This is a genomic window from Lactobacillus sp. (assembly GCF_014803895.1).
Genome location: NZ_JAAVAU010000014.1, coordinates 16,995 through 39,826 on the forward strand (window position 1 = coordinate 16,995; position 22,832 = coordinate 39,826).

The window sequence follows — 22,832 nt, forward strand, 5'->3', positions numbered from 1 at the left end:
CTTACTTTTTGCAAGTAAATTGCTTAATTAAAATGAACAATCGTAGCTCCTGTACCACCTTCATTAGCTGGAGCAAAACCAAAATCTTTCACGTGTCGGTTACGCTTAAGATACTTTTGTACCCCAGTTCTAATGGCCCCAGTTCCAATACCGTGAATAATTGTCACCGTACTTAAACCTGCTAGCAAGGCTGCATCAATATAACGATCAAGATTTGTTAAGGCTTCTTCATAGCGTTGACCACGTAGATCTAATTCACTACGAACATTGTTAGAACGTAACCCACGGGATGAACGAACTGAAACTTGCTCTTTTTTAGGCTTGGCTACTGAAACTTTTTCAATATCACGATCCGAAACTTTAACTTTTAAAATTCCAATTTGAACTTCATAATCATGATCACTTAATTTTTTAGTAATTGTTCCCATTTGGCCATAAGAAAGAACCTTAACATCATCTCCTACTTTAACATTGTGACGACGTTTTTCACGTTGAAGTACTTTATTTTGAGTAAGGTTCTTATTTTCGCGTTCAAGTGCATTTAAGCCACCCTTAGCCTCAATTACCTTATTAGTACGAACTTGCCCTCCAGCGCGTCTTTGTTGCTCTAAGTCACTAATAATTTGATCGGCCTTTTTACGCTTTTTAGCTAACATTTCATCTACTTTTTGTTGAGAAAGTTCAAGTTGTTTTTTAACTTGTTGATTATACCAGTCAAGACCGTCTTGTAATTTCTTCTTTAAACTAGCACTACGATTTAGATTATTAATCATCTCTTGGCGATAATTTTCAGCATCTTTAGTTTGTTGACTCAAGCGTTCAATCATCTTATTGATATCGCTATCTTCATCTTTCATCAAACTCTCCGCATTTTTTACGACAGAATTATTCATCCCCAAGTGACGTACAATTGCAAAGGCATTACTTTGACCGGGAATACCAATATGTAACTTATACGTTGGAGATAAAGTTTTAATATCAAATTCCATTGAAGCATTTGTTGTTCTGGGGCGATTATAGCCATAAAGTTTCAGCTCTGGATAATGAGTCGTAATTGCTATTTTAGCGTCTGTATCGCGCAGATAATCAAGAATAGAGATAGCTAGGCTCGCACCCTCTTCGGGATCCGTACCAGCTCCTAATTCATCCAAAAGAACCAAATCTTGATTATTAACTTTTCTCATAATATTAATAATTTGATCCATATGAGAAGAAAAAGTACTTAATGATTGTTCAATTGACTGTTCATCACCAATATCAGCATAAATTTCGTTAAATACACTTAGCTGACTACCTTCTTGCGCTGTCACAAAAAGGCCAGATTGAGCCATTAATTGTAGCAAACCAAGAGTCTTTAAAGTAATAGTCTTACCACCTGTATTAGGTCCCGTAATCAACATCGTATCAAAATTTATACCAAGTTCAATATCATTAGCTACAACTTTATCGGGATCAATCAAGGGATGCCGAGCTTGAATCATTTTCACTTGATAATTTTCATTTAAAACTGGCTCAGTTGCCTTCATTGCCTTAGCTAATTTACTTTTGGCGCTCAAAAAATCTAACTCAGTCAAAGCTTGTGCATTAGCTAAAATTTCTCCTTGATACTCACGAGCTAAGTTAGATAAATTTTTTAAAATTTTTCGAATTTCTTGATGCTCTTGAGCCAATAAATTCTGCTGTCGATTATTTAAATTTAAGACAGCCTGTGGTTCAACAAATAATGTTTGTCCACTTGCACTTTGATCATGGACTACCCCACCAAATTTATTCTTATATTCCTGCTTAACAGGAATTACATAGCGACCATCTCTGATTGTCACTATATTTTCAGAAAGGTATTGACTTGAACCTCCTTTAACGTAGTTTTCCATTCGATTTTTAATTTCAATTTCATTAGCTTGCATATCATGACGAATTCTAACCAACTCTGATGATGCACTATCTAAAATAGTACCATCAAATTCAAGCGATCTAGTAAGTTGGCGGAGCAAATCTTCTGGTACATCAAGAGCTTCTAAAAACTTTTCAATAGGTTTTATTTCAATTTCACGCTCTTCTAAATCAGCTGTAAAATTACCCACGTCTTTGGCTAAACTCAAAATTAAGAATATATTGCCCAATTCCTTGGCATTCAGATCAGCTTCTACTTTCAAGCGTTTGATGCTTGGACGTACATCCTCAAAATCCGTTAAGGGTAATGGTCCTTTTATACGTAAAATATTTGATAATACCCTAGTCTGAGCTATTGATTGTTTTACAGTTTCATAATCACTACTTGGCATTAAATTAATCGACCGCTTTTTAGCAGGAGCAGTAATTGCATAATTACTAAGTTGTTTTGTAATATTTTTATATTCTAATTTTTCGATAATCTTTGAATTCATTATTTCTACCTTAACAAAAAGGTCCCGCATCCGGGACCTCTTTTTAAACTGATGTTATAAACAAATGTGTAAATAAGCTAGAGATTCCTGGAGAATAACGCAAAATACTATTTGCCAATAAAGAGTGGCCTAATGCATTTTGCAAAGGATCAGAAGGAATCGTTGCTAAAATAAATAATAATAAACATAGTGTAATGGCAGTAACAATTAATGCTACTAGCACACTACCCCACGTATTAATTGCTGGAGCCAAATCAACATATTTAAAGCTGTTAAATGCTGTCATAATTAAGCGCCATATTAAAAAGCAAAACAATAGTACTACAGTAAAGCCAACCGCTGCATAAAATGATTTATCTAAGGTCAAACCTGTTGTTTGATCAAAGAAAGCAAAAGTACTTTTGTCACTAGCAGATGGATATGGTACCCACATACTTAAAAAGTTACCTACGGGATGGTATAAAAAAACTGCAATAATAAAGCTTACTAAATAACCGGCAGCTGTCATTCCTTCATAAATTAAGCCACGTCGATATCCTACATAGCAGCAATAGATAAAAATTAATATTAAGAAAAAAGAAAACATAATTCATCCTTTACGCAAAAAAAGACCAGCTAAGCCAGTCTTTTTTGAAGGTTATTCACCACTCAAGCGATCATCTGACAAAAAAGTATTCAAGACACCTTGAACCATATTCCATTCATCATCATCTTCAATTTCATGCAAATCAGAGCTAGTTACTTCGCCATCTTCATCTGCATCATAACTGAAAGCTTGAACTTCAACATCTTCTCCTTCACCTACTGCATCAGGATAAAGTAAAACATAAGATTTACCATAATCATCAGAGGTAAAGGTAAACAAAATATCAAATAATTCTTCATTGCCATTTTCGTCAATCAAAGTAATTTGACGATCCATTTGATCTGCGTTCATCTTTTCGCTCATTTCTAATCCTTTCGTATTGTTTCTAAATAATTTTGCAAAATTAGCACTGCCGCCATTTGATCAATGACTTTTTTACGATCATGACGATCATGAATACCTGCTTGTTCAACTAAAATTCGATTTGCCTCAATAGTAGTTAATCGCTCATCACTATAATGTACAGGCAACCCAAACTTATCTTCTAAGCGTTTACCATAATCGCGACTTCGTTGAACCGAATGACCATCACTGCCATCCATATTCTTAGGTAGTCCCAATACAAAACCATCTATGCCATATTTTCGAACTAGTTGTCGAATGCGACGCATTCCAAAATTAAACTTTGATTCATCAATTGGAATCGTTTCGACTTCCTGGGCAGTAATACCTAAAGGATCACTCATTGCTACTCCTACAGTCTTACTACCAATATCTAAACCTAATAGTCGCATTACTTATCTTTTCCTAAATAGCTTTTTACTAATTCTTCAATAATCTCATCACGTTCATGCTTCAAGATCAAATTGCGGGCATCATTATGACGAGGAATATATGCTGGGTCGCCGGAAAGTAAGTAGCCAACAATTTGGTTAATTGGGTTATACCCCTTTTCTTCCAATGCGGCATATACATCCTGCAGAGTATCGTATACATTCTTATCCTTATTTTGATTAAAGTCAAAGTGCATTGTCTTATCTAGCGAACTCATAAAAAATTCCTCCTATCCACTTAATTTTACTTGAATTACAAACTTAACTCAATTAATTTTGTTTATCTTCTACTTCTTGTAACACTTTTGCAACAGCATCAGCTAAGCCGGCTGGATTTTTACCACCTGCTTGAGCCATATTTGGACGGCCACCACCGCCACCACCAAAGATAGGAGCAGCAATCTTAATTAAGTCACCTGCTTTAAGACCAGCCTTAACTGCCTTATCATCTAAGCTAATGATCATGTTCGCTTTATCACCAATCTTGGCACCTAAAACTAAAACATCTGACTTATTAGAACTCTTCCAATTATCTGAAAGTTCACGTAAGTCATTCATACCTTCAACATCAGCAATCTTAGCAATTACAGTCAAGTCTTTAACTTGCTTAACATCATTAAACAAGTCACCCGCTTTAGCCTGGTTGATTTGAGCCTTTAATTGTTCAACTTCCTTTTGACTTGCACGTAAATCAGCTTCAATTGAATTAATCTTAGACTCAACATCTTCGACCTTAGTTGCCTTAACGTCTTCTTGAATATCTTTTAAGATATTATCACGTTCAGTTACATAATTATAAGCTTCTGGACCAGTTACTGCAATAATTCTACGTGTACCAGCACCAACAGCTGATTCAGAAACAATCTTTAACATACCGATTTGGTCAGTATTCTCACAGTGAGTACCACCACAAAATTCAGTTGAGAAGTCATCAATTTGAACTACACGCACGCTATCGCCGTACTTTTCACCAAATAAAGCTAAAGCACCCATCTTTAAACCAGTATCTGGGTCAGTTACTGTAGTCTTAACTGGGATTTCTTCCCAAATTTTTTCATTAACGAGTTTTTCAACAGCTGCTATTTCCTTCTTAGTCATTGGCTCCAAACTAGTAAAGTCAAATCTTAAATAGTCAGGTTCAACTAAAGAACCTGCCTGGTGAGTATGAGTACCTAAAACTTCACGAAGAGCAGCATGAAGTAAGTGAGTAGCGGTATGGTTGTGTTTTAAGCCACGACGACGTTTTTGATCAACCTTAAGAATGTATTCTTCACCTTTTTTAAGAGGTAAAACAACATCTACAAAATGTAAGTTTTGATCATTTGGTGCATGTTGCACATCAGTTACGCGCGCAACCAATTCACCATTTTGATTCAAAATTTCACCATGATCTGCTACTTGTCCACCACGTTCTGCATAAAATGGTGTCTTATCAAACACTAAAGTTGCATTTTCACCATCAGCTGTATCAACTAACTTGTCATCAACAACAATATCAATTAATTTAGCATGCTTTTCTTCTAACACACCATATTCAAATTCACTTTTATCTTTGATATTCATCAAAGTTACATCTTGTGAACCCATTGATTGTAAGTTACCGCGAGCATTACGTGCGCGTTCTTTTTGAGCTTTCATTTCTTCATCAAAGCCCTTCTTATCAACCTTTAAACCTGCATCTTGAGCAGCTTCAAAAGTTAATTCATAAGGGAAACCATAAGTATCAAATAACTTAAAGGCATCTTTACCAGAAATTATTTTTTCATCGCTCTTCTTAGCTTCGGCAATTAAGTTATCAAGTAAGTTTAATCCAGATGAAAGAGTAACTTGGAATCTTTCTTCTTCATTCTTAATTACTTTTTGAATAAATGATTGTTGATCAGTAACTTCTGGATAATGACTTTGCATAATTTCACCAACTACTGGTACAAGCTTGTATAAGAATGAACCCTTAATACCCAAGCGTTGACCATTTAAGTCAGCACGTCTAATTAAACGACGAAGAACATACCCACGACCAGAGTTAGATGGTAAAGCTCCATCAGCAATTGCAAAACTTACAGCACGAACATGGTCGGCAATAATCTTAAAGGCAATATCATCTTCTTTATTCTGACCATAAACTTTACCGTCACTCAACTTTTCAGTTGCGCGAATAATTGGCATGAATAAGTCAGTTTCAAAGTTGGTTGGCGCATCTTGAATAATTGAAACAACACGTTCTAAGCCCATACCAGTATCGATATTCTTATGTGGTTGATCAACATATTTACCATTTGGCAAGTGGTTAAATTGTGAGAAAACAATATTCCAAATTTCAAGGTAACGAGCATTTTCTCCACCTGGGAAGTTTTCAGGATCATCCTCAGCCACATCATTATTCTCTTGACCACGATCATAGAAAATTTCTGAATCGGGACCACATGGGCCTTCACCAATATCCCAGAAATTATCTTCTAACTTCACAATATGATCATCTGGTAATCCTACAACATCATGCCACATGTGGTAAGCATCAGTATCCTTTGGATATACAGTTACATAAAGTTTATCTGGATCTAAGCCTAACCATTTTGGACTAGTTAAAAATTCCCATGCCCAAGGGATAACTTCTTTTTTGAAGTAATCACCAACAGAAAAGTTACCAAGCATTTCAAAGAAAGTTTGGTGACGAGCAGTCTTACCAACATTTTCAATATCATTAGTTCTAATTGATTTTTGAGAAGAAGTAATACGATGGTTCTTAGGAACAACTGAACCATCAAAATATTTCTTCATAGTCGCAACACCTGAATTGATCCAAAGTAAAGTTGGGTCATCTTGTGGTATTAAGGATGCACTTTGCATTACCATATGACCTTTTTCTTTAAAAAAGTCTAAAAACATTTGACGAACTTGTGAGCTAGTCAATTTTTTCATTACAATACTCCTAAATAAAATATAAAAAACACCATTGCTAAAACAAGGACGCTTTATGCGCGGTACCACCTTGATTGCAACAGTGTTTGTTACCTCTTAATAATTTATCTCGTTATTTAAGGTTTAGGGAGCATCTTTAAACTAAAACTAGACCTTCTCACCTGTAAGTCCTCTCTTTGAAGTTTTATTATTAAAGACATATCCTAAGCTTCGTTTATTTTACTACAAAAATTTTATTTTTAAAAGTTATTCACTTTCACGAGCACGATCACGTTCACGCTTACGTTTTCGTTTAGCCTTACGCATCTGATGACGTTCTTCAAGCTTACGCTTTTGTTGACGATCTTTTTGAATAGCTTGCTTAATTTTCTTTTTATAGCCTGGCTTACGTTTCTTTTTGGCTTTTTTAACCATACCAACTAAGCGATTATCTAACTTTTGACTACGTACTCGACGATTGTCACGACGGTGATAGTGTGTTCTTTCCACTAATTCACCATTTCTTAACTCTTTAAAGTCAAAATGAATGCCTAATTTTTCCAAGTCTTCAATATCTGACATTTCGTCATCATAAATTAAAGTAATCGCATGTCCTGGTAAATTATTTCTACCAGTTCTACCAATACGGTGGATAACAAATTCTAAATCCTTAGGAATTTCATAGTTAATTACTAAACTTACACCATCAATATCAATTCCACGAGCTGCTAAATCACTCGCCACCACATATTGATACTGCCCTTGTCGAACTTGACGAATAATTCGTTTACGTTCTCTTTCAGTAATACCACCATGAATTTTTGCAACTTTCAATCCTTGATCTTCAAGATAACGAGCTAGTTCATCGACTGTCTTCTTAGTATTGGCAAAAACTAGAGCTAGATAAGGCTGACCCATAGTTAAAAGCTTATAAAGAAGTTGCTTTTTATCCTTTGAACCCACATCAATTAGGTCATTCTGAATTGTAGGAGCAATAACAGCAGGATTATCAATTACAATAAATTCTGGCTTTGCCATGTACTTACGCAAGAAATTCTCTAATTTAACTGGAATGGTTGCAGAAAATGCACCTAATATAGCATCTTTGCCTAATTTTCCAATAATTTCATCCATTTGATGTAAAAAGCCCATATCAAGTGTCATATCAGCTTCATCAATAATAAAGACTTTTACATTTTCTAAATTAATAATTTTTTTAGAAACAAAATCGTGTAAACGTCCTGGCGTAGCAATTACTAATTGAGGAGCATTACTTTCAGCCTTTTCAATTTGACGGTTACGATCATTTCCTCCACCAAGATATTCAATCGAAATCTTCAAACCAGCTGCATCCCGCAATTGACGTGCAACTTTATACAATTGAGTAGCTAATTCTCTACTAGGAGCAGTAACAATTGCTTGAGTTACTGGAACCTTTTCATCGATCATATTCAAAATTGGAATTAAATATGCGTGCGTTTTACCAGAACCAGTAGCAGCTTGAACAACCACACTATCGCCAATTAAAAGCTCTGGAATAACTTTTTCTTGAACTTTGGTTGGTTTTTTAAAATTAATTTTTTCAAGGCCAGATTTTAACTCTGGTCTTAGTTTTTCATTTTCAAAAATATTATTTGTTTGTATCATGTTCTTCTCTATATTTCTTTGTTACTTCAACAAGTTCATTAAAGACTTGCTTAACTTCATCTAAATCTTTGGCATTTGCACCACTAGCTAAAGCATGTCCTCCACCATCATGTTGTTCTGCCAAATGATTAATGACAGGAGCCTTTGAACGATAGTGTACACGATAAGTACCATCTGGCTTTTCTACAAATACATTCCAAGCAATAATATCTTTAATTCTACCTGGTGTAGAAACAGTTACAGAAGCTTGGTCACCAGTTACACCAAGTTCCTTTAAGTCTTTTTGAGTTAAAATTGCATAAGCTGCTCCACTTGGATCAACAACCATTTCATCCATTGCCTTAGCTTGAAGCTTAGCTTGTTCAAAGCTCACATCACTAATATTTCTAGCAATTTCAGTAATATTAATACCTGTTTTAGCTAATTGAGCAGCAATTTCAAAAGTTTTAGCAGAGGTTTCTGGATACATAAAGCGACCAGTATCACCTACCATACCTGCATAAAGTGGATAGGCAATATCAGGAGTGATTTTAATTCCTTCAGCATTTAAAAATTCTGCAATGATTTGGGAAGCAGCTGGTGAATCTGGATCAACATAACTCATATCTGCATATGGATCAACATCTGGATGATGGTCGATTTTAATTAAAAAAGCACCTTTATCATATAATTTATTAGAAATTCTTGGAGTATTTGCAGTATCAGTAGTAATTACAAGTGCCCCCTGGTAATCATCTTCAGTCACTTCATCCATCGTATTAATCCAAGCCAAATCACCTTCATCATTTTCACCAGCACATAAAATTCTTTTTTCTGGAAAAGTTGCCTTAAGTGCCCGTGCAAGACCTGCTTGTGAACCTAAAGCATCAGGATCGGGACTAGTGTGTCTATGTAAAATAATAGTTGGATATTCTTTTATTTTTTCGTATATTTCATCAAAAGTTGCCATAGTATCTCCTTATATCTTCTAAGTTATGCTCCTATTTTAACGTAAATCGTTATCTTGTGTAAAAAGTTCCAAAGTTACTTCTTCGTAATTCTTATTCTTCAAATCTGTCCCAGTCACTCCTAAAAGACGAATGCCATCTTCTAAAAAATTGGGAGTCTTATTATATAATTCTTTTGCTGTTTGAAAAATCTCAATTGCTTGATTGGTAGACTTATCTAATTTTTGCCTTTTAGTAATAGTTTCAAAATTATTACTGCGTATTTTTAACATTATTACATTGGCTGTAAGTTTTTGATCCTGAAGTTTTTTAGACAATTCCTGACTAAACTTTCTAATTGCGGTTAAAGCTTCATTTTGATTATGAATATTTGATTCAAAAGTGCGTTCTATTCCAATTGATTTCCGTTGTCTATCTGATTTCACTGGACTTGTATCAATTCCATGAGCATGAAGAGCAATTGCATAACCCATTTTTTTAAATCTTTTAATTAAAAAACGAACTGACAATTGTTGTAAATCTCCACCATTAAAAATGCCTAATTCATGAAATTGTTCTTGAGTTTTTTTACCAATTCCCGGAAAATTTTCGATTTTTTGCTTAGCTAAAAATGCTTTAGCCTCAGTTGGCAAAATGACCGTTCTACCAAATGGCTTGGCATATTCTGAACCCATTTTAGCCAAAAATTTATTATAAGATACGCCAAAAGAAGAAGTTAAACCTGTTTTTCGATAAATATTTTGTTGCAACTTATTAGCTAAAACTACTGCTGAATCCACATTTAATTTATTTTCAGTTACATCCAAATAAGCTTCATCTAACGCTACAGACTCTACTTGGTCAGTTAATTCATGCATTAAAGTATGGACTTGTTGAGAAACTGCCCGATATTTATCAAAATTAGGTGTGACAAACCTCACTTTATCTTCTGGAACTAACCGTAGTGCTTTAGCTGTAGGCATAGCCGAATGAACTCCATACTGACGAGCAGTATAATTGGCGGTTGCTACAACTCCATGGCCATGATACTTTCGTGGATCATGACCAATAATTAAGGCCTTATTAGCAAGGGCCGGATTATCACGTATTTCTACTGAAGCATAAAATGCATCCATATCTAAATGGATAATCTTACGATGAGTATCATTTTCAGGCAATAATTCTAACATTAATCATAAATCCAGTGTTCTTTTTTACCATCAAAAATTCTATCAGCACTTACCGGTCCAAGTTTGCCTGGCTGATATTGATCTGGCTTTTTACCAGCTTCATTTTGCTTTTCCCAAGCATCTTCTACAGCATCAACAAATTTCCAGTACTGTTTAAGCTCTGTCCAATGAGTAAAATTAAGCCGATTAGCTACAAATACGTCATGTAATAACCTTTCATAACCATCAGGAACCTTAGACATTTCTTCCTGAGAAAAACGATAGTCTAAATTTTCACGTCTTAATCCATCACCTGTGATCTTCTTACCATTGATAGTGAAGTAAATTTCGCTAACTGGGTCAATAATAATTGAGATATTGTTAGAATGTGCCTCTCCATATAAATTACTCATATGCTTTAAGATGATATCGATTCGAGAAACTTTTTCTTGTAAGTTTTTACCAGTTCTAAAATAAATTGGAACACCAGCTAAAGGTCCATTTTTAAATTCAGCTTTACCTGCAACAAACGTTTCAGTATGAGAATCAGCATTAACCTGATCTTCTTCTAAATATTTAGGATGATCTTTACCTTCCAAATATTGGCCACGTACAAAATTCTTTTCAACATCTTCAGGAGTTGGAATAATTAAACTATTAAGTAACTCTTGCTTAGCTTTATGAACCGCATCAGAAGTCAAATCTGTTGGTTCCGGCATCGCTAAAAGAGTAATAATTTGGAAAATATGATTTTGGACCATATCACGCAAAGCACCCGAACCATCATAATAACCACCACGTGTACCTACACCTAGGCTCTCAGCTAAAGTAACTTGAACATTTTGGATAAAATTACTATTCCATATATTTTTCACAATCGGATTGCTCATTCTTAATGGCATAATATTTTGAACCATTTCTTTGCCTAGATAGTGATCAATTCGATACACACAGTCTTCACTAAAACTTGCACGAATTTCACGATTTAATTTTTCAGCTGATTTCAAATCATGACCAAATGGTTTTTCAATTACCAAACGATTAAAACCACTACCAGTTAATTTTTGATCATTAATATGTTGTGCAATTGTACCAAAGAAACGTGGTGCCATTGCCATATAGAAAATACGGTTACCTTCTGCATGATACTTTTTATCTAATTCACTTGCCATCTTTTTCAGTGCAATATAATGATTTATATCAGTTACATCGTGAGACTGGTAATAAAAGTGAGATACAAAATCTTGAACGTCATCCTTCTTAACCTCATGATGACTTTCATAAATAGCATCACTAACTTGTTGACGGAAATATTCATGTGACCATGGTCTTCTTGCTGTTCCAATTACAGCGAAGTGGGTTCTAATAAGACCCTTTTGATAGAGGTTAAATAAAGCTGGGTAAAGCTTACGATGAGCTAAATCGCCGGATCCACCAAAAAGAAGCATAACAACAGGAATATTTTTCATAGGTAACTTCCTCTCTAAAAACTTTTTCATCTTTCATTTTACTATAATAAAAAATAGATAAAATAAAAAAAGCGTCAATTGACGCTTTTTTATTAATTTTCATCTTTTTCATCTGCAGTTGAAGTTTCGTTTGATTCAGACTTTTTATCATCTGCTTTAACATCAGAATTTTCAACATTAGTTTTAGCAGTCTCTTCATTTGCTTCAGAAGCTTCTTCTTGCTTTTCTACGTTCTTATCTTCACTAGCCTTTGCTGGTAAAACTTGACGGATAGCCATACGACTAAAAGTTAAAAAGATACCATTAGCATCGACAACAACTGTATTGTCATCTTTATTAATTGAATCAATCTTACCGTGGAGACCATCAACTAAAACCACACGGTCACCAGCCTTTAATTCGTTCATCATTTCCATACGCTTTTGTTGTTGCTTCTTTTGTGGACGAATCATTGCAAAGTAAGAAAACGCAAATAATGCAATCAAAATAATAATCATCATCATACTATTATTACCACCAGCTGCTTGGGCTAACATAAATATATTCAATCTTCTTCACCTCGTAATACTACATTACAAATATCTAATATACTATTATACCTTACTTATTCTAAAAGAAAAACATTACTCAGACTTATGAGGATTCAAACCTAATTGCAAATATGCTTTATCAGTAACTGCTCGTCCACGTTGCGTTCTAATGATAAAACCTTTTTGAAGTAAATAGGGTTCATATACCTCTTCTATTGTGTCACGATCTTCACCAATATTGGCAGCTAAAGTTTTAATACCTACAGGGCCACCATCATAATTTTCAATCATTACCCGTAAAATTTTGCGGTCAGTTTGATCAAGACCTTCACTATCAACCTCTAACTGTGATAAAGCATGTTTAGTAGTTGGTAACGAAATGGCTTCCTCTTCCTTAACTTCTGCAAAATCACGTACTCGCTTTAATAAACGATTAGCCACACGTGGCGTACCACGAGAGCGACGCGCTAATTCAATTGCAGCTTCAGGGTTTATTTTTGTATTAAAAACATCACTAGAACGTAAGATTATTTTTTCTAAATCAGTAATATTGTAATATTGCATGTGTTCCACAATCCCAAAACGATCTCGCAATGGTGCAGAAAGTTGGCCAGCACGCGTTGTTGCCCCAATCAAGGTAAATGGTGGTAGAGGCACATGAACTGCGTGCGTAGTCTGTCCTTGACCTACAACAATATCAATATAGTAATCCTCCATTGCCGAATAGAGTACTTCTTCTACAGGCTTAGCTAAGCGATGAATTTCATCAATAAATAGAACATCCCCTGGATCTAATTCTGAAAGCAATGCTACTAAATCACCGGCTTTCTCAATTGCTGGTCCCGAAGTACTCTTTAAATGGACTTCCATTTCATTAGCAATTACAAAAGCAAGCGTAGTTTTACCTAGGCCAGGCGGTCCATAAAGCAAAACGTGATCAAGTGCCTCGTCACGTTTTTTAGCAGCCTTAATATAAATACTCATTTCATCTTTAACTTTATCCTGACCAATATATTGACTTAAAGATTGAGGACGTAATGAAAGTTCAACTTCCTCCTCAGTTTGACTGCTTTGAGAATCGACAAGTCTTTCTTCTTCTGACACAAAATCACTTCCTATTTTGACTTAATTTCTACTTCTTTAATAATAAAGACAAGGCCTTTTTAATATACCCATCTGCTGTATCCTCAGGTAATTTGGCTAAATCAGGTGTTACTTTATCAATTTCTTTTTGAGTATATCCCAGTGCTCCTAAAGCTAAAATAGCATCTTGCAAGCTTGCAGATAAACTTTCTTTAACTGCATTCTTTTGAACATAATCACCAAGCTTACCTTTCAAATCAAGTACAATTTGTGAAGCAGTCTTTTTACCAATACCTGGAAACTTAGTTAAATATTTAACTTCACCTTGTTGAATTGCACTCGCTAATGAATCTGTATCTTCTGCAGCCATAATTGCAAGGGCAGACTTAGGTCCTATTCCAGAAACTGAAAGTAATTTTAAAAATAAATCCTTATCTTCATTACTTATAAAACCATACAAAGTAATTCCCGTGTCACGGACAATTTGCTCAACATAAATTGTAGCCTTTTTACCTTCTTCATAACTATATGGGGTAGGTGAATAAATCTTATATCCCACTCCACCAACATCTAAAACAATATAGCCTGGTAAAATTTGAGCAACAATTCCTTTTAAGTATTCGTACATTTTATATCCTTATTCATTCTTTTTAAACATTTTATTTAAATCGTTTTTACTCAAACTAACGATAATTATCTTGCCATCACTATCACGATAGGGGTCGGATGTATACGATAGTTTTTCAATTAAAGCTGTAGCTTCTAGATTAGATAATTTTGAGCTGGAATATGAGTGATCTTTAACTATTACTTGAGCCACTTGAGTCTTTAGCTGATCGAGATCATCATTAGTAGCATTTAAATAAAGTTCAATTAATTGCCGTACGCGTTTTTCAGTATCCTTTTCAATCCAAGTAGGATATGTTCGCATTATCAAGGTATTTTGACCAAAGTCTTCTAATTCAATTCCTATCTTTTGAACTTGTGTCAAATTATCCTTTAACTTTAAGTAATCGATATTAGAAAACGTTAATACAATTGGTGCAAGCAAAGTTTGTTGGTTAGATTTGTTCGCTTGTAATTGCGCTAAAATATCATCAAAAGCAATTCGTCGTTGCGCGGCTACTTGATCAATTAAATACAAACCACCATTATTTTGAGCCAATAAGTAGGCTCCCATTTGTCCAATATAAGTTAATTTAGGCAAACGACTTTCTACAACTTCTTCACCTGGAGACACAACAGTTGTACTTGAGGAACTTTTTGGAAAAGGTTTTAGCATCATTTGCAGAGCAACATTTTTATCCCAAGTATCAGTAATCAGATACTGCTGATCATTGCGAGGATGATTAAGACTTACAAACTCACCCACAGTTTCATTAACTTCCGGAACTGGGTCCTTTTCTTTTTCAGGTTCCAAGATAATCGGTCGAGTTGGATTAACAATATTTTTGTTTAAATTAAACTTTAACTGATCAACCTTAGTTTCATTGGGGCGTGCAGTTAAATTTTCTAATCCTAAACTTTCCTGATGACCATCAAGTAAAACATTACTAATTGTCTCTGTTAATAAACGTTCGAGTTCTTTTTCTTTAGAAAGTCGAACTTCTTGTTTAGTAGGGTGAACATTAACATCCACCAAAACTGGATCTAACTCAATTTTAAGTACAGCAATCGGATAACGTTTTGCCCCCAATTTATTTGCATAACCATTCATGATAGCTTGCGTTAAATGATAATTATGTACATAACGGCCATTCAAAAGTAAGGTAATAAAATTACGATTAGACCTGGTGTCATCTGGGCTAGAAATTAAACCTGAAATTTTAAAATCAGGTGTTTCTCCTTGAATTAATAACATTTTTTCTGCCAAATGTCGGCTATAAATTTTTGCTATATCTTGACGTAAGTTATTACGACCATTCGTCTTCAAAAGTACTTTACCATTATTTGACAAAGTAAAGGCTATCTCTGGATGTCCTAATGCTAAACGATTAACAATATCAACAATTTTTAAAATTTCTGTTCGCTCAGATCGTAAATACTTTAGTCGAGCTGGAGTATTAAAAAATAAATCCTCAACCCTAATCTTAGTTCCTTGTGGTGAAGGTGCATCTTCTTGCAGCTTCTTTTCTCCACCAGCAAAAACAGCTCTCACCCCACCTTGATTATTACTGCTAGTAACAATCTCAACATGAGCAACTGCCGCAATTGAAGCTAAAGCTTCACCTCTAAACCCCAAAGTTCCGATATTAAATAAATCACGCTCATTATTAATCTTGCTAGTGGCATGTCGTCTAAAGGCTAAATCAATCTCATCTCCACTAATTCCTGAACCATTATCCTGCACAATGATTTTTTGCAAACCAGCATTAACAAAATCAATTCTAATTCTTGTACTACCAGCATCAATTGAATTTTCACATAATTCTTTAACTACACTAGCAGGTCTTTCAATAACTTCACCAGCAGCAATTTGATTAGTTAATTCGGTTGAAAGTTCATGAATTTGTGCCATTAATGTTATTCACCCTTATCCTGTTTTAAATCACGTTGCCATTGTGCGACTAATTCCATTACTTGGAGAGGCGTTTTATCAGCTAAGTAAATATTTTGAATATCATCTAAAACATCTTTTTGGTTATCAGAAATTGTCGGTACTTTAGGCTTATTAAACAAATCAAGTTGTTCATTAGCGGATTGTAAATCATTCGCACCTTGAGCTTCAAGACTATGCAACATCGTGGTTGCTTCACGCAAAACCTTATGTGGAAGACCTGCTAATTGAGCTACATGGATACCATAAGATTGATCGGCAGGTCCTGGTAGAATTTTATGTAAGAATATTAACTTACCATTTTCTTCAGTTGCCCCAACGTGAATATTTTTTAAGTGATTTAAAGTTTGATCTAGCTCTGTTAATTCATGATAGTGAGTTGCAAAAAGTGTCTTAGCACCAACTTTATCATGAAGATATTTTACAATTGCTCCGGCCAAAGCCATACCATCGTAAGTAGCAGTACCACGGCCAATTTCATCAAATAAAATTAATGAACGTTTAGTAGCATGTTGTAAAGCTTCATTAGCTTCACTCATTTCAACCATAAATGTACTTTGACCAGAAATCAAATCATCAGCCGCTCCAATACGAGTAAAAATTTGATCAAAAATTGGCAAAATAGCACTATCTGCTGGTACAAAGCAACCAATTTGAGCCATAACAGCAATCAAAGCCATTTGACGCATATAAGTTGACTTACCTGACATGTTAGGACCAGTAATCAAAAATACTTCAGTATTTTTATCCATTTCAACATCATTTGGAATATAACTGCCCGCACTCATTACCTGCTCAACAACTGGATGGCGACCATTTTTAACATCGATTTTCTCACTATCGATTACCATAGTAGGACGAATATAATTATTTTGCTCACTTACACTGGCAAAAGCTGTCAAAATATCTAAACTAGCAAGTTGCTTACCTAATTTTTGCAAAACAGGGATATATTTTTTTACATCCTCGCGCAATTTAACGAAGATATCATATTCTAATCCTGTCGACTTTGCTTCAGACTCTAAAATTAGTGCTTCATGTTCCTTTAATTCAGGTGTAATATAACGCTCTGCATTAGTTAGAGTCTGTTTTCTTGTATAACGATCAGTGGGCACCTTTCCTTTATTAGAATTAGTAACTTCAATATAGTAACCAAAGACTTTGTTATAACCCACCTTTAAATTATTAATGCCCGTACTTTCTCGTTCACTGGCCTGCATTTCAGTAATCCATTTTTTACCATTAGTCATAGCATCACGATAAGTATCTAATTGGCTTGAAACCCCCTGGCGAATAATCCCACCTTCAGTTGTAGAAAGAGGTGGATCATCCACGATCGTCTTTTTAATTAAATCACGTACACCAGTAAGGGGATCGATTTGACTAGCAAAATCAACTAAAACTGGATTAGCTGAATCTTTCAATACATTTAAAATTTCAGGAACGGCTGCTAAAGAGTTAGCAAGTTGCAACATCTCACGCGCATTAACAGAACCAAAAGCAATGCGACCAGTTAAACGTTCTAAATCATAAACGCCTTTGAGATTATCAATAATATTTTCTCTAGTGAAATAATCATCAAAAAGTGCTTGGACCATATCTTGTCGAGCCTTAATCGCACTAGCAGATAAAAGAGGCCGCTCAATCCAAGATTTGAGCAATCTGCCTCCCATTGCAGTACTAGTTTTATCTAGTAACCAAAAAAGGGAACCCATCTTCTTACCAGTCTTGGCAGACTTGATTAATTCCAAATTAGTTTGTACAACGTGAGACATTTGTAAGTATTGGGTAGGTTCATAACTTTGGGCAACTTGTAAGTGAGCTAAGCTTCGCTTTTGAGTAGAAAGTAAATAAGCAACTAATTGGCGAGTTGCTTCAATTTCAGCTTTATTAGTTAAATTTTGTTTTACATAAGAAAGTTCCGCATGTTCACCATCTAATTTAACTGGTTCAGAAACAGTAATATTAGCTTTTTGCAAAAATTCTTTATTTTGTGCCGTCAAAATTCCATTAAAAACTACTTCCTTAGTTTGTAAAGAAAGAAGTTCATTAGCAATAGCTTCCCAATCTTTTAAGTGAGTTGCAAAAATTTCACCAGTTGATACATCACTATAAGCTAAACCAAAACCAGCACTAGTCGAAACCACCGAAGTCAAATAATTATTTTCCTTTGCTTGATTAGGACTAGCATTCATCATAGTACCTGGCGTGATTAATTGTACGATTCCGCGTTTAACCATACCTTTAGCTTGTTTAGGATCTTCAAGTTGATCACAAATTGCTACCTTATAACCTTTTTCAACTAGAGTATTCACATAAGTATCTACTGCTAAGTGAGGCATCCCCGCCATTGGAATCGGATTTTTAGTTTTATTAGAGCGATGTGTCAAAGTAAGTTCTAAAATTTGTGCACCTTTAACTGCATCATCTTCAAAAAGTTCATAAAAGTCGCCCACACGATAAAACAAAAATGCATCAGGATATTGTTCCTTAATTTCGTAATATTGTTGCATCATGGGAGTTGTATCTTTTTTAGCCATTAAGTGATCCTTTCTGCGCAAAAACTACTTACCTATTATAACGTAAAAAAGCTGACTATAAGAAGTCAGCTCAATACATTAATTATTAAAAAGAAAATCCTCAAAGGCGTCTTACTCACCACCTTTAAGGACCTTACTTTTTTATTTTAAAACAATTATTAAATTAATGAAGTTTTAGTTTAAAAACAAAGCTAGTTTTTTAACTACATACCCATGCCCATACCTGGAGCTGGAGCAGGAGTATCATTCTTACCATCATCTGGTTCATCAGCAACTACAGCTTCAGTAGTCAACAATAAAGCAGCGATTGAAGCAGCATTTTGAAGAGCTGAACGAGTTACCTTAGTTGGGTCGATGATACCAGCTTCAACCATGTTTTCCCATTTGTCAGTTGCAGCGTTGTAACCAACTTCTGGTTTTTCATGTTCTAAGTGATCTAAGATAACTGAACCATCTTTACCTGCGTTTTCAGCAATTTGACGTACAGGTGCAGCTAAAGCCTTCATTACAATCTTAACACCAGTTTCAGCATCTTCACTGTCACCCTTTACGCTATCTTGGATAGCCTTCTTAACATCAACTAATGCAGTACCACCACCGGCTACATAACCTTCTTCAACAGCGGCACGAGTTGCATTCAAAGCATCTTCGATTCTGTACTTCTTTTCCTTCAATTCAGTTTCAGTAGCAGCACCGACCTTAATTACAGCAACACCACCTGCAAGTTTTGCAAGACGTTCTTGTAACTTTTCACGATCGAAATCTGAAGTAGTGTCAGCAATTTGCTTCTTAATTTGATCAACACGTTCTGCGATAGCTTCTTTAGAACCAGCACCTTCAACAATAGTAGTTGAATCCTTAGTTACAGTAACTTTACCTGCACTACCTAATTGATCAATCTTAGTATCCTTTAATTCAAGACCTAAGTCTGAAGAAATTACAGTACCACCAGTTAAGATAGCGATGTCTTCAAGCATAGCCTTACGACGATCACCAAAACCAGGAGCCTTAACAGCAACAACATTGAAAGTACCACGGATCTTGTTCAATACAAGAGTTGGAAGAGCTTCACCATCAACATCATCAGCAATAATCAATAAACTCTTACCTTGTTGAACAATTTCTTGTAACAATGGAAGGATATCTTGAATGTTAGAAATCTTCTTATCAGTAATCAAGATATAAGGATTATCTAAATCAGCTTCCATCTTATCGTTATCAGTTACCATGTATTGTGATAAGTAACCACGATCAAATTGCATACCTTCAACTACTGACAATTCAGTGTTGATACCCTTTGATTCTTCGATAGTGATAACACCGTCATTACCAACTTTTTCCATAGCATCTGCAATCAAATTACCAACTTCTTTAGAAGCAGAAGATACAGAAGCTACTTGAGCAATTTCATCTTTAGTAGAAACTTCGTGGCTAATCTTATGTAATTCATCAACAGCAGCCTTAGTTGCAGTTTCAATACCACGACGGATGCCAACTGGGTTTGCACCAGCAGTAACATTCTTCATACCTTCACGAACAATAGCTTGTGCTAAAACAGTAGCAGTAGTAGTACCATCACCAGCAATATCATTAGTCTTTTGAGCAACTTCAGAAACGAGCTTTGCACCCATGTTTTCGAAGTGATCTTTTAATTCAATATTCTTAGCAATAGTTACACCGTCGTTAGTAATGTCAGGAGCACCATAGCTCTTTTCCAAAACAACGTTTCTACCCTTAGGTCCTAAGGTTGTTTTAACAGTATCAGCTAACTTGTCTACACCCTTTAATAATGAGCGTCTTGCATTTTCTGAAAACTTAATTTCTTTTGCCATATTTTAATGCCACCTTTTTATAAAATTTATTACTTAACAACAGCTAAGATATCTTTTTCGTGAAGTACTAAGTACTTTTCACCTTCATAGTTAATGTCAGTGCCAGAGTACTTTTCAAAGAAGACAGTTTCTCCTTTGTTTACTGACATAGGGATAATTTCACCATTAACTGTACGGGCACCTTCACCGACAGCTACGATTTGACCTTCTTGAGGTTTTTCTTTAGCGTTAGAAGCTAGGACAATGCCTCCAACCTTTTCTTCTTCTTCGTCTTTAACTTTAACGATCACGCGATCACCGATTGGTTGTAACACGTTTAGTCCCTCCTATGTTGTATAATCAAATTAAATTCTTTAGCACTTATTTCATTCAAGTGCTAACTTACAATTACGATAGTAACCCGTTTAGAAAATTATTGCAAGTATTTTTACTAAAAAATTAGCACTTTTTTATCTAGAGTGCTAATAGAATTCTAGATTGCCTTTATATCATGGCTTACAACCTGTATTTTTTCACTTTCAAAGTAATCTTTCTCCTAATATTATTCTTGAATTTTTATATAGAGTATTAAAAAAGCACGCAACAACAACTATTACGCGCTATAAGAATTTTTTATAATTTTTTATTTACTTTTTGAACACTATTTTTGATTATAGAAAAAATAATTAGCCAAATAATTCCATATCCAATCCAGTAAACAATTGTAAAAATAAGTAAGACTACTGGTTCAAAATTAATCCAAGAGTTGATACCATATAAAATTAATAAGGTAAAGTAAATTAATAAGGATTGAATTAATGTTGCTTTACCTAAAGAAAGGTTTTCTATTTGAAAGATTGCACCAGTGCTTCCTTCAATAAAAGCAATTAATAAAGTTGAAATAATTGCTAGATTAACTTCACCAACAGAAAGTGTCTCGATTATATTTTGAGAATTCAAGATTGCATATACAATTACTAATACGATTGGGCCAAACCCCATCGCAAGTAATCCTCTCATCAAGAAGTTTTTAACAAAAGCTCTCATGATTTACAGCTCCTTTCTTATCTTGGCAAAACATCTGCGTGATACATAATCTGTTACATTATTTTTCATAATGACATTTATTCCAGCACCCGAATTAACAGTAAACTTCTTAATTTGATGTCGATTAACAATACTTGATTTATTAATTTTCAAAAAATAATCTGGTAACTTTTCAGCTACTTGATAAAGTCGTCGCTTTAACAAATATTGTCGATTATCATTGGTAATCGCATAAGTTTTGCCCTCAATAACCCCAATAATTGCAATATCTACAAAATTTAAATAAACAATTTCTTTATCCGCATCAAAACCAACCAAAGAAGAAATAGAGCCATTACTTACTACGAACTCTTCTAGTTGCTTACTAAATTTACTTACCTCATGCAGTTGCGCTTGAACTATCTCTTCTTTATCTGGCTGAATAAGTAATTTAAACTTCATCCTCATTCTCCTTTCACCTTTAGTATTAGTATAGAAAGAATAAGAGAAAAAATCTGGTTTTTGCTGTTATCGGTTAATTATAGTAACTAATCGGTAAAGAAAAAGCGTCACCTACTAAAATATAAGCAACGCCTAATTTTTAACTATACAAAGTGAATTTCCAAGTCACCAATCTTTTTATTACCACGTAAAATTAATTTAGTACTAGTTCCAGTTGAATGACCAAAATAATTAATATCGCCAAATGACGAATTTAACTCATTAATAACTTCCCAATCGTTTGGTACATATAAATTAACATTACCAATTGTAGTATTAATATTCATAATAACCTTATCACCAGCAGCACTAGCTTGATCAAGATGGATTTCCGCATCCCCGATAACCGAATCAATCGTTACACTACGCAAATTCTGCGAACGAATATAACGCGATGTATCAGAAATTCGTTGATTAATTACTATATCCTCACCAGTTTCAACTTTGCTAGTATCCGACATTATTTCTTGCGAATGCAATGATGCATTATTCTTTACTTTTTTACCATTTACGAAGATTTCAGATTTAACAGGATCTTTTTTTAAAATCATATTCAGCCCGATGGCAATCAATAAAGCTACCCCTAAAATCGTCCAAGGAACTAAGCGAGTTATATGTAGGGGTTTAGCATAAATAATGACCAAAAAGGCAATTGCAAATACTGTACCGAAGACTTCTTTATCAGCAATACAACTGATACCAAATGCTACAAATACTATCGTCCAAATAATACTCCAAAAACCTAAGTCAAAATTTATTACATTCAATTTATCTAAAAGTAAGAATATTCCTGCTGCTAAAAAACCAATCCCCCACAAAATTCTACTAGTATTCTCTTTTTTCATTTTTATCTTTCTTTCTCAATAAAA

20 protein-coding genes are annotated in these 22,832 nt (G+C 34.6%); all 20 read right to left on the bottom strand.

The genetic code is table 11. From position 1 onward, the window contains the following. Positions 1 to 23 precede the first annotated feature (23 nt). On the bottom strand, positions 24 to 2,387 hold the full coding sequence (locus HDR40_RS05245) for an endonuclease MutS2 (protein WP_290627237.1): 2,364 nt from the start codon (positions 2,385 to 2,387) through the stop codon (positions 24 to 26). A gap of 43 nt (positions 2,388 to 2,430) precedes the next feature. Beyond that, positions 2,431 to 2,973 carry a CvpA family protein gene (locus HDR40_RS05250; RefSeq protein WP_290627239.1) on the bottom strand — a complete coding sequence of 181 codons (543 nt, stop codon included), beginning with the start codon at positions 2,971 to 2,973 and terminating at the stop codon, positions 2,431 to 2,433. A 51-nt stretch (positions 2,974 to 3,024) separates the two neighbouring features. Further along, positions 3,025 to 3,336: a DUF1292 domain-containing protein gene (locus HDR40_RS05255; RefSeq protein ID WP_290627240.1), complete on the bottom strand. Its 312-nt coding sequence runs from the start codon at positions 3,334 to 3,336 to the stop codon at positions 3,025 to 3,027. A gap of 2 nt (positions 3,337 to 3,338) precedes the next feature. Beyond that, positions 3,339 to 3,767: a Holliday junction resolvase RuvX gene (gene ruvX / locus HDR40_RS05260; RefSeq protein ID WP_290627242.1), complete on the bottom strand. Its 429-nt coding sequence runs from the start codon at positions 3,765 to 3,767 to the stop codon at positions 3,339 to 3,341. Then, entirely contained in the window at positions 3,767 to 4,024 is a 258-nt protein-coding gene (locus tag HDR40_RS05265; protein WP_290627262.1) for an IreB family regulatory phosphoprotein, read from the bottom strand. Before HDR40_RS05265 ends, ruvX begins: the two co-directional genes overlap by 1 nt. 52 nt (positions 4,025 to 4,076) lie before the next feature. After that, positions 4,077 to 6,725 (bottom strand): alanine--tRNA ligase, encoded by a 2,649-nt coding sequence (alaS, locus tag HDR40_RS05270; protein WP_290627264.1) that lies wholly within the window; start codon positions 6,723 to 6,725, stop codon positions 4,077 to 4,079. 246 nt (positions 6,726 to 6,971) lie between these two features. Then, positions 6,972 to 8,351 (bottom strand): DEAD/DEAH box helicase, encoded by a 1,380-nt coding sequence (locus HDR40_RS05275; protein ID WP_290627266.1) that lies wholly within the window; start codon positions 8,349 to 8,351, stop codon positions 6,972 to 6,974. Beyond that, the gene (locus HDR40_RS05280; RefSeq protein ID WP_290627268.1) at positions 8,335 to 9,300 is read right to left on the bottom strand and encodes a bifunctional oligoribonuclease/PAP phosphatase NrnA; all 966 of its coding nucleotides are present in this window, start codon (positions 9,298 to 9,300) and stop codon (positions 8,335 to 8,337) included. Before HDR40_RS05280 ends, HDR40_RS05275 begins: the two co-directional genes overlap by 17 nt. A gap of 36 nt (positions 9,301 to 9,336) precedes the next feature. Beyond that, entirely contained in the window at positions 9,337 to 10,467 is a 1,131-nt protein-coding gene (gene dinB, locus HDR40_RS05285; RefSeq protein WP_290627270.1) for a DNA polymerase IV, read from the bottom strand. Continuing rightward, a complete protein-coding gene (zwf, locus tag HDR40_RS05290) occupies positions 10,467 to 11,915 on the bottom strand; it encodes a glucose-6-phosphate dehydrogenase (protein ID WP_290627272.1) in 1,449 nt (482 codons plus the stop codon). The genes dinB and zwf overlap by 1 nt, the downstream gene beginning before the upstream one ends. 92 nt (positions 11,916 to 12,007) lie before the next feature. Then, a complete protein-coding gene (yajC, locus tag HDR40_RS05295) occupies positions 12,008 to 12,463 on the bottom strand; it encodes a preprotein translocase subunit YajC (protein WP_290627274.1) in 456 nt (151 codons plus the stop codon). A gap of 75 nt (positions 12,464 to 12,538) precedes the next feature. Then, positions 12,539 to 13,549 (bottom strand): Holliday junction branch migration DNA helicase RuvB, encoded by a 1,011-nt coding sequence (gene ruvB / locus HDR40_RS05300; protein WP_290627276.1) that lies wholly within the window; start codon positions 13,547 to 13,549, stop codon positions 12,539 to 12,541. A 28-nt stretch (positions 13,550 to 13,577) separates the two neighbouring features. Then, positions 13,578 to 14,156: a Holliday junction branch migration protein RuvA gene (ruvA, locus tag HDR40_RS05305; RefSeq protein WP_290627278.1), complete on the bottom strand. Its 579-nt coding sequence runs from the start codon at positions 14,154 to 14,156 to the stop codon at positions 13,578 to 13,580. A 9-nt stretch (positions 14,157 to 14,165) separates the two neighbouring features. Continuing rightward, a complete protein-coding gene (gene mutL / locus HDR40_RS05310; protein ID WP_290627280.1) occupies positions 14,166 to 16,046 on the bottom strand; it encodes a DNA mismatch repair endonuclease MutL in 1,881 nt (626 codons plus the stop codon). Between the two features lie 5 nt (positions 16,047 to 16,051). Then, positions 16,052 to 18,625, bottom strand: coding sequence for a DNA mismatch repair protein MutS (mutS, locus tag HDR40_RS05315; RefSeq protein ID WP_290627282.1), 2,574 nt, complete (start codon positions 18,623 to 18,625; stop codon positions 16,052 to 16,054). Positions 18,626 to 18,828: 203 nt separating this feature from the next. Next, the gene (gene groL / locus HDR40_RS05320) at positions 18,829 to 20,457 is read right to left on the bottom strand and encodes a chaperonin GroEL (protein ID WP_290627284.1); all 1,629 of its coding nucleotides are present in this window, start codon (positions 20,455 to 20,457) and stop codon (positions 18,829 to 18,831) included. Between the two features lie 29 nt (positions 20,458 to 20,486). Next, complete coding sequence (groES, locus tag HDR40_RS05325) at positions 20,487 to 20,771, bottom strand: co-chaperone GroES (protein ID WP_290627286.1); 285 nt, start codon at positions 20,769 to 20,771, stop codon at positions 20,487 to 20,489. A 298-nt stretch (positions 20,772 to 21,069) separates the two neighbouring features. Continuing rightward, positions 21,070 to 21,483, bottom strand: a complete 414-nt coding sequence (locus HDR40_RS05330) for a DUF3021 domain-containing protein (protein WP_290627288.1) — start codon at positions 21,481 to 21,483, stop codon at positions 21,070 to 21,072. 3 nt (positions 21,484 to 21,486) lie between these two features. Beyond that, a complete protein-coding gene (locus HDR40_RS05335; protein WP_290627290.1) occupies positions 21,487 to 21,924 on the bottom strand; it encodes a LytTR family DNA-binding domain-containing protein in 438 nt (145 codons plus the stop codon). A 143-nt stretch (positions 21,925 to 22,067) separates the two neighbouring features. Next, positions 22,068 to 22,808, bottom strand: coding sequence for a LiaF domain-containing protein (locus tag HDR40_RS05340; protein ID WP_290627292.1), 741 nt, complete (start codon positions 22,806 to 22,808; stop codon positions 22,068 to 22,070). Between the last annotated feature and the right edge of the window lie 24 nt (positions 22,809 to 22,832).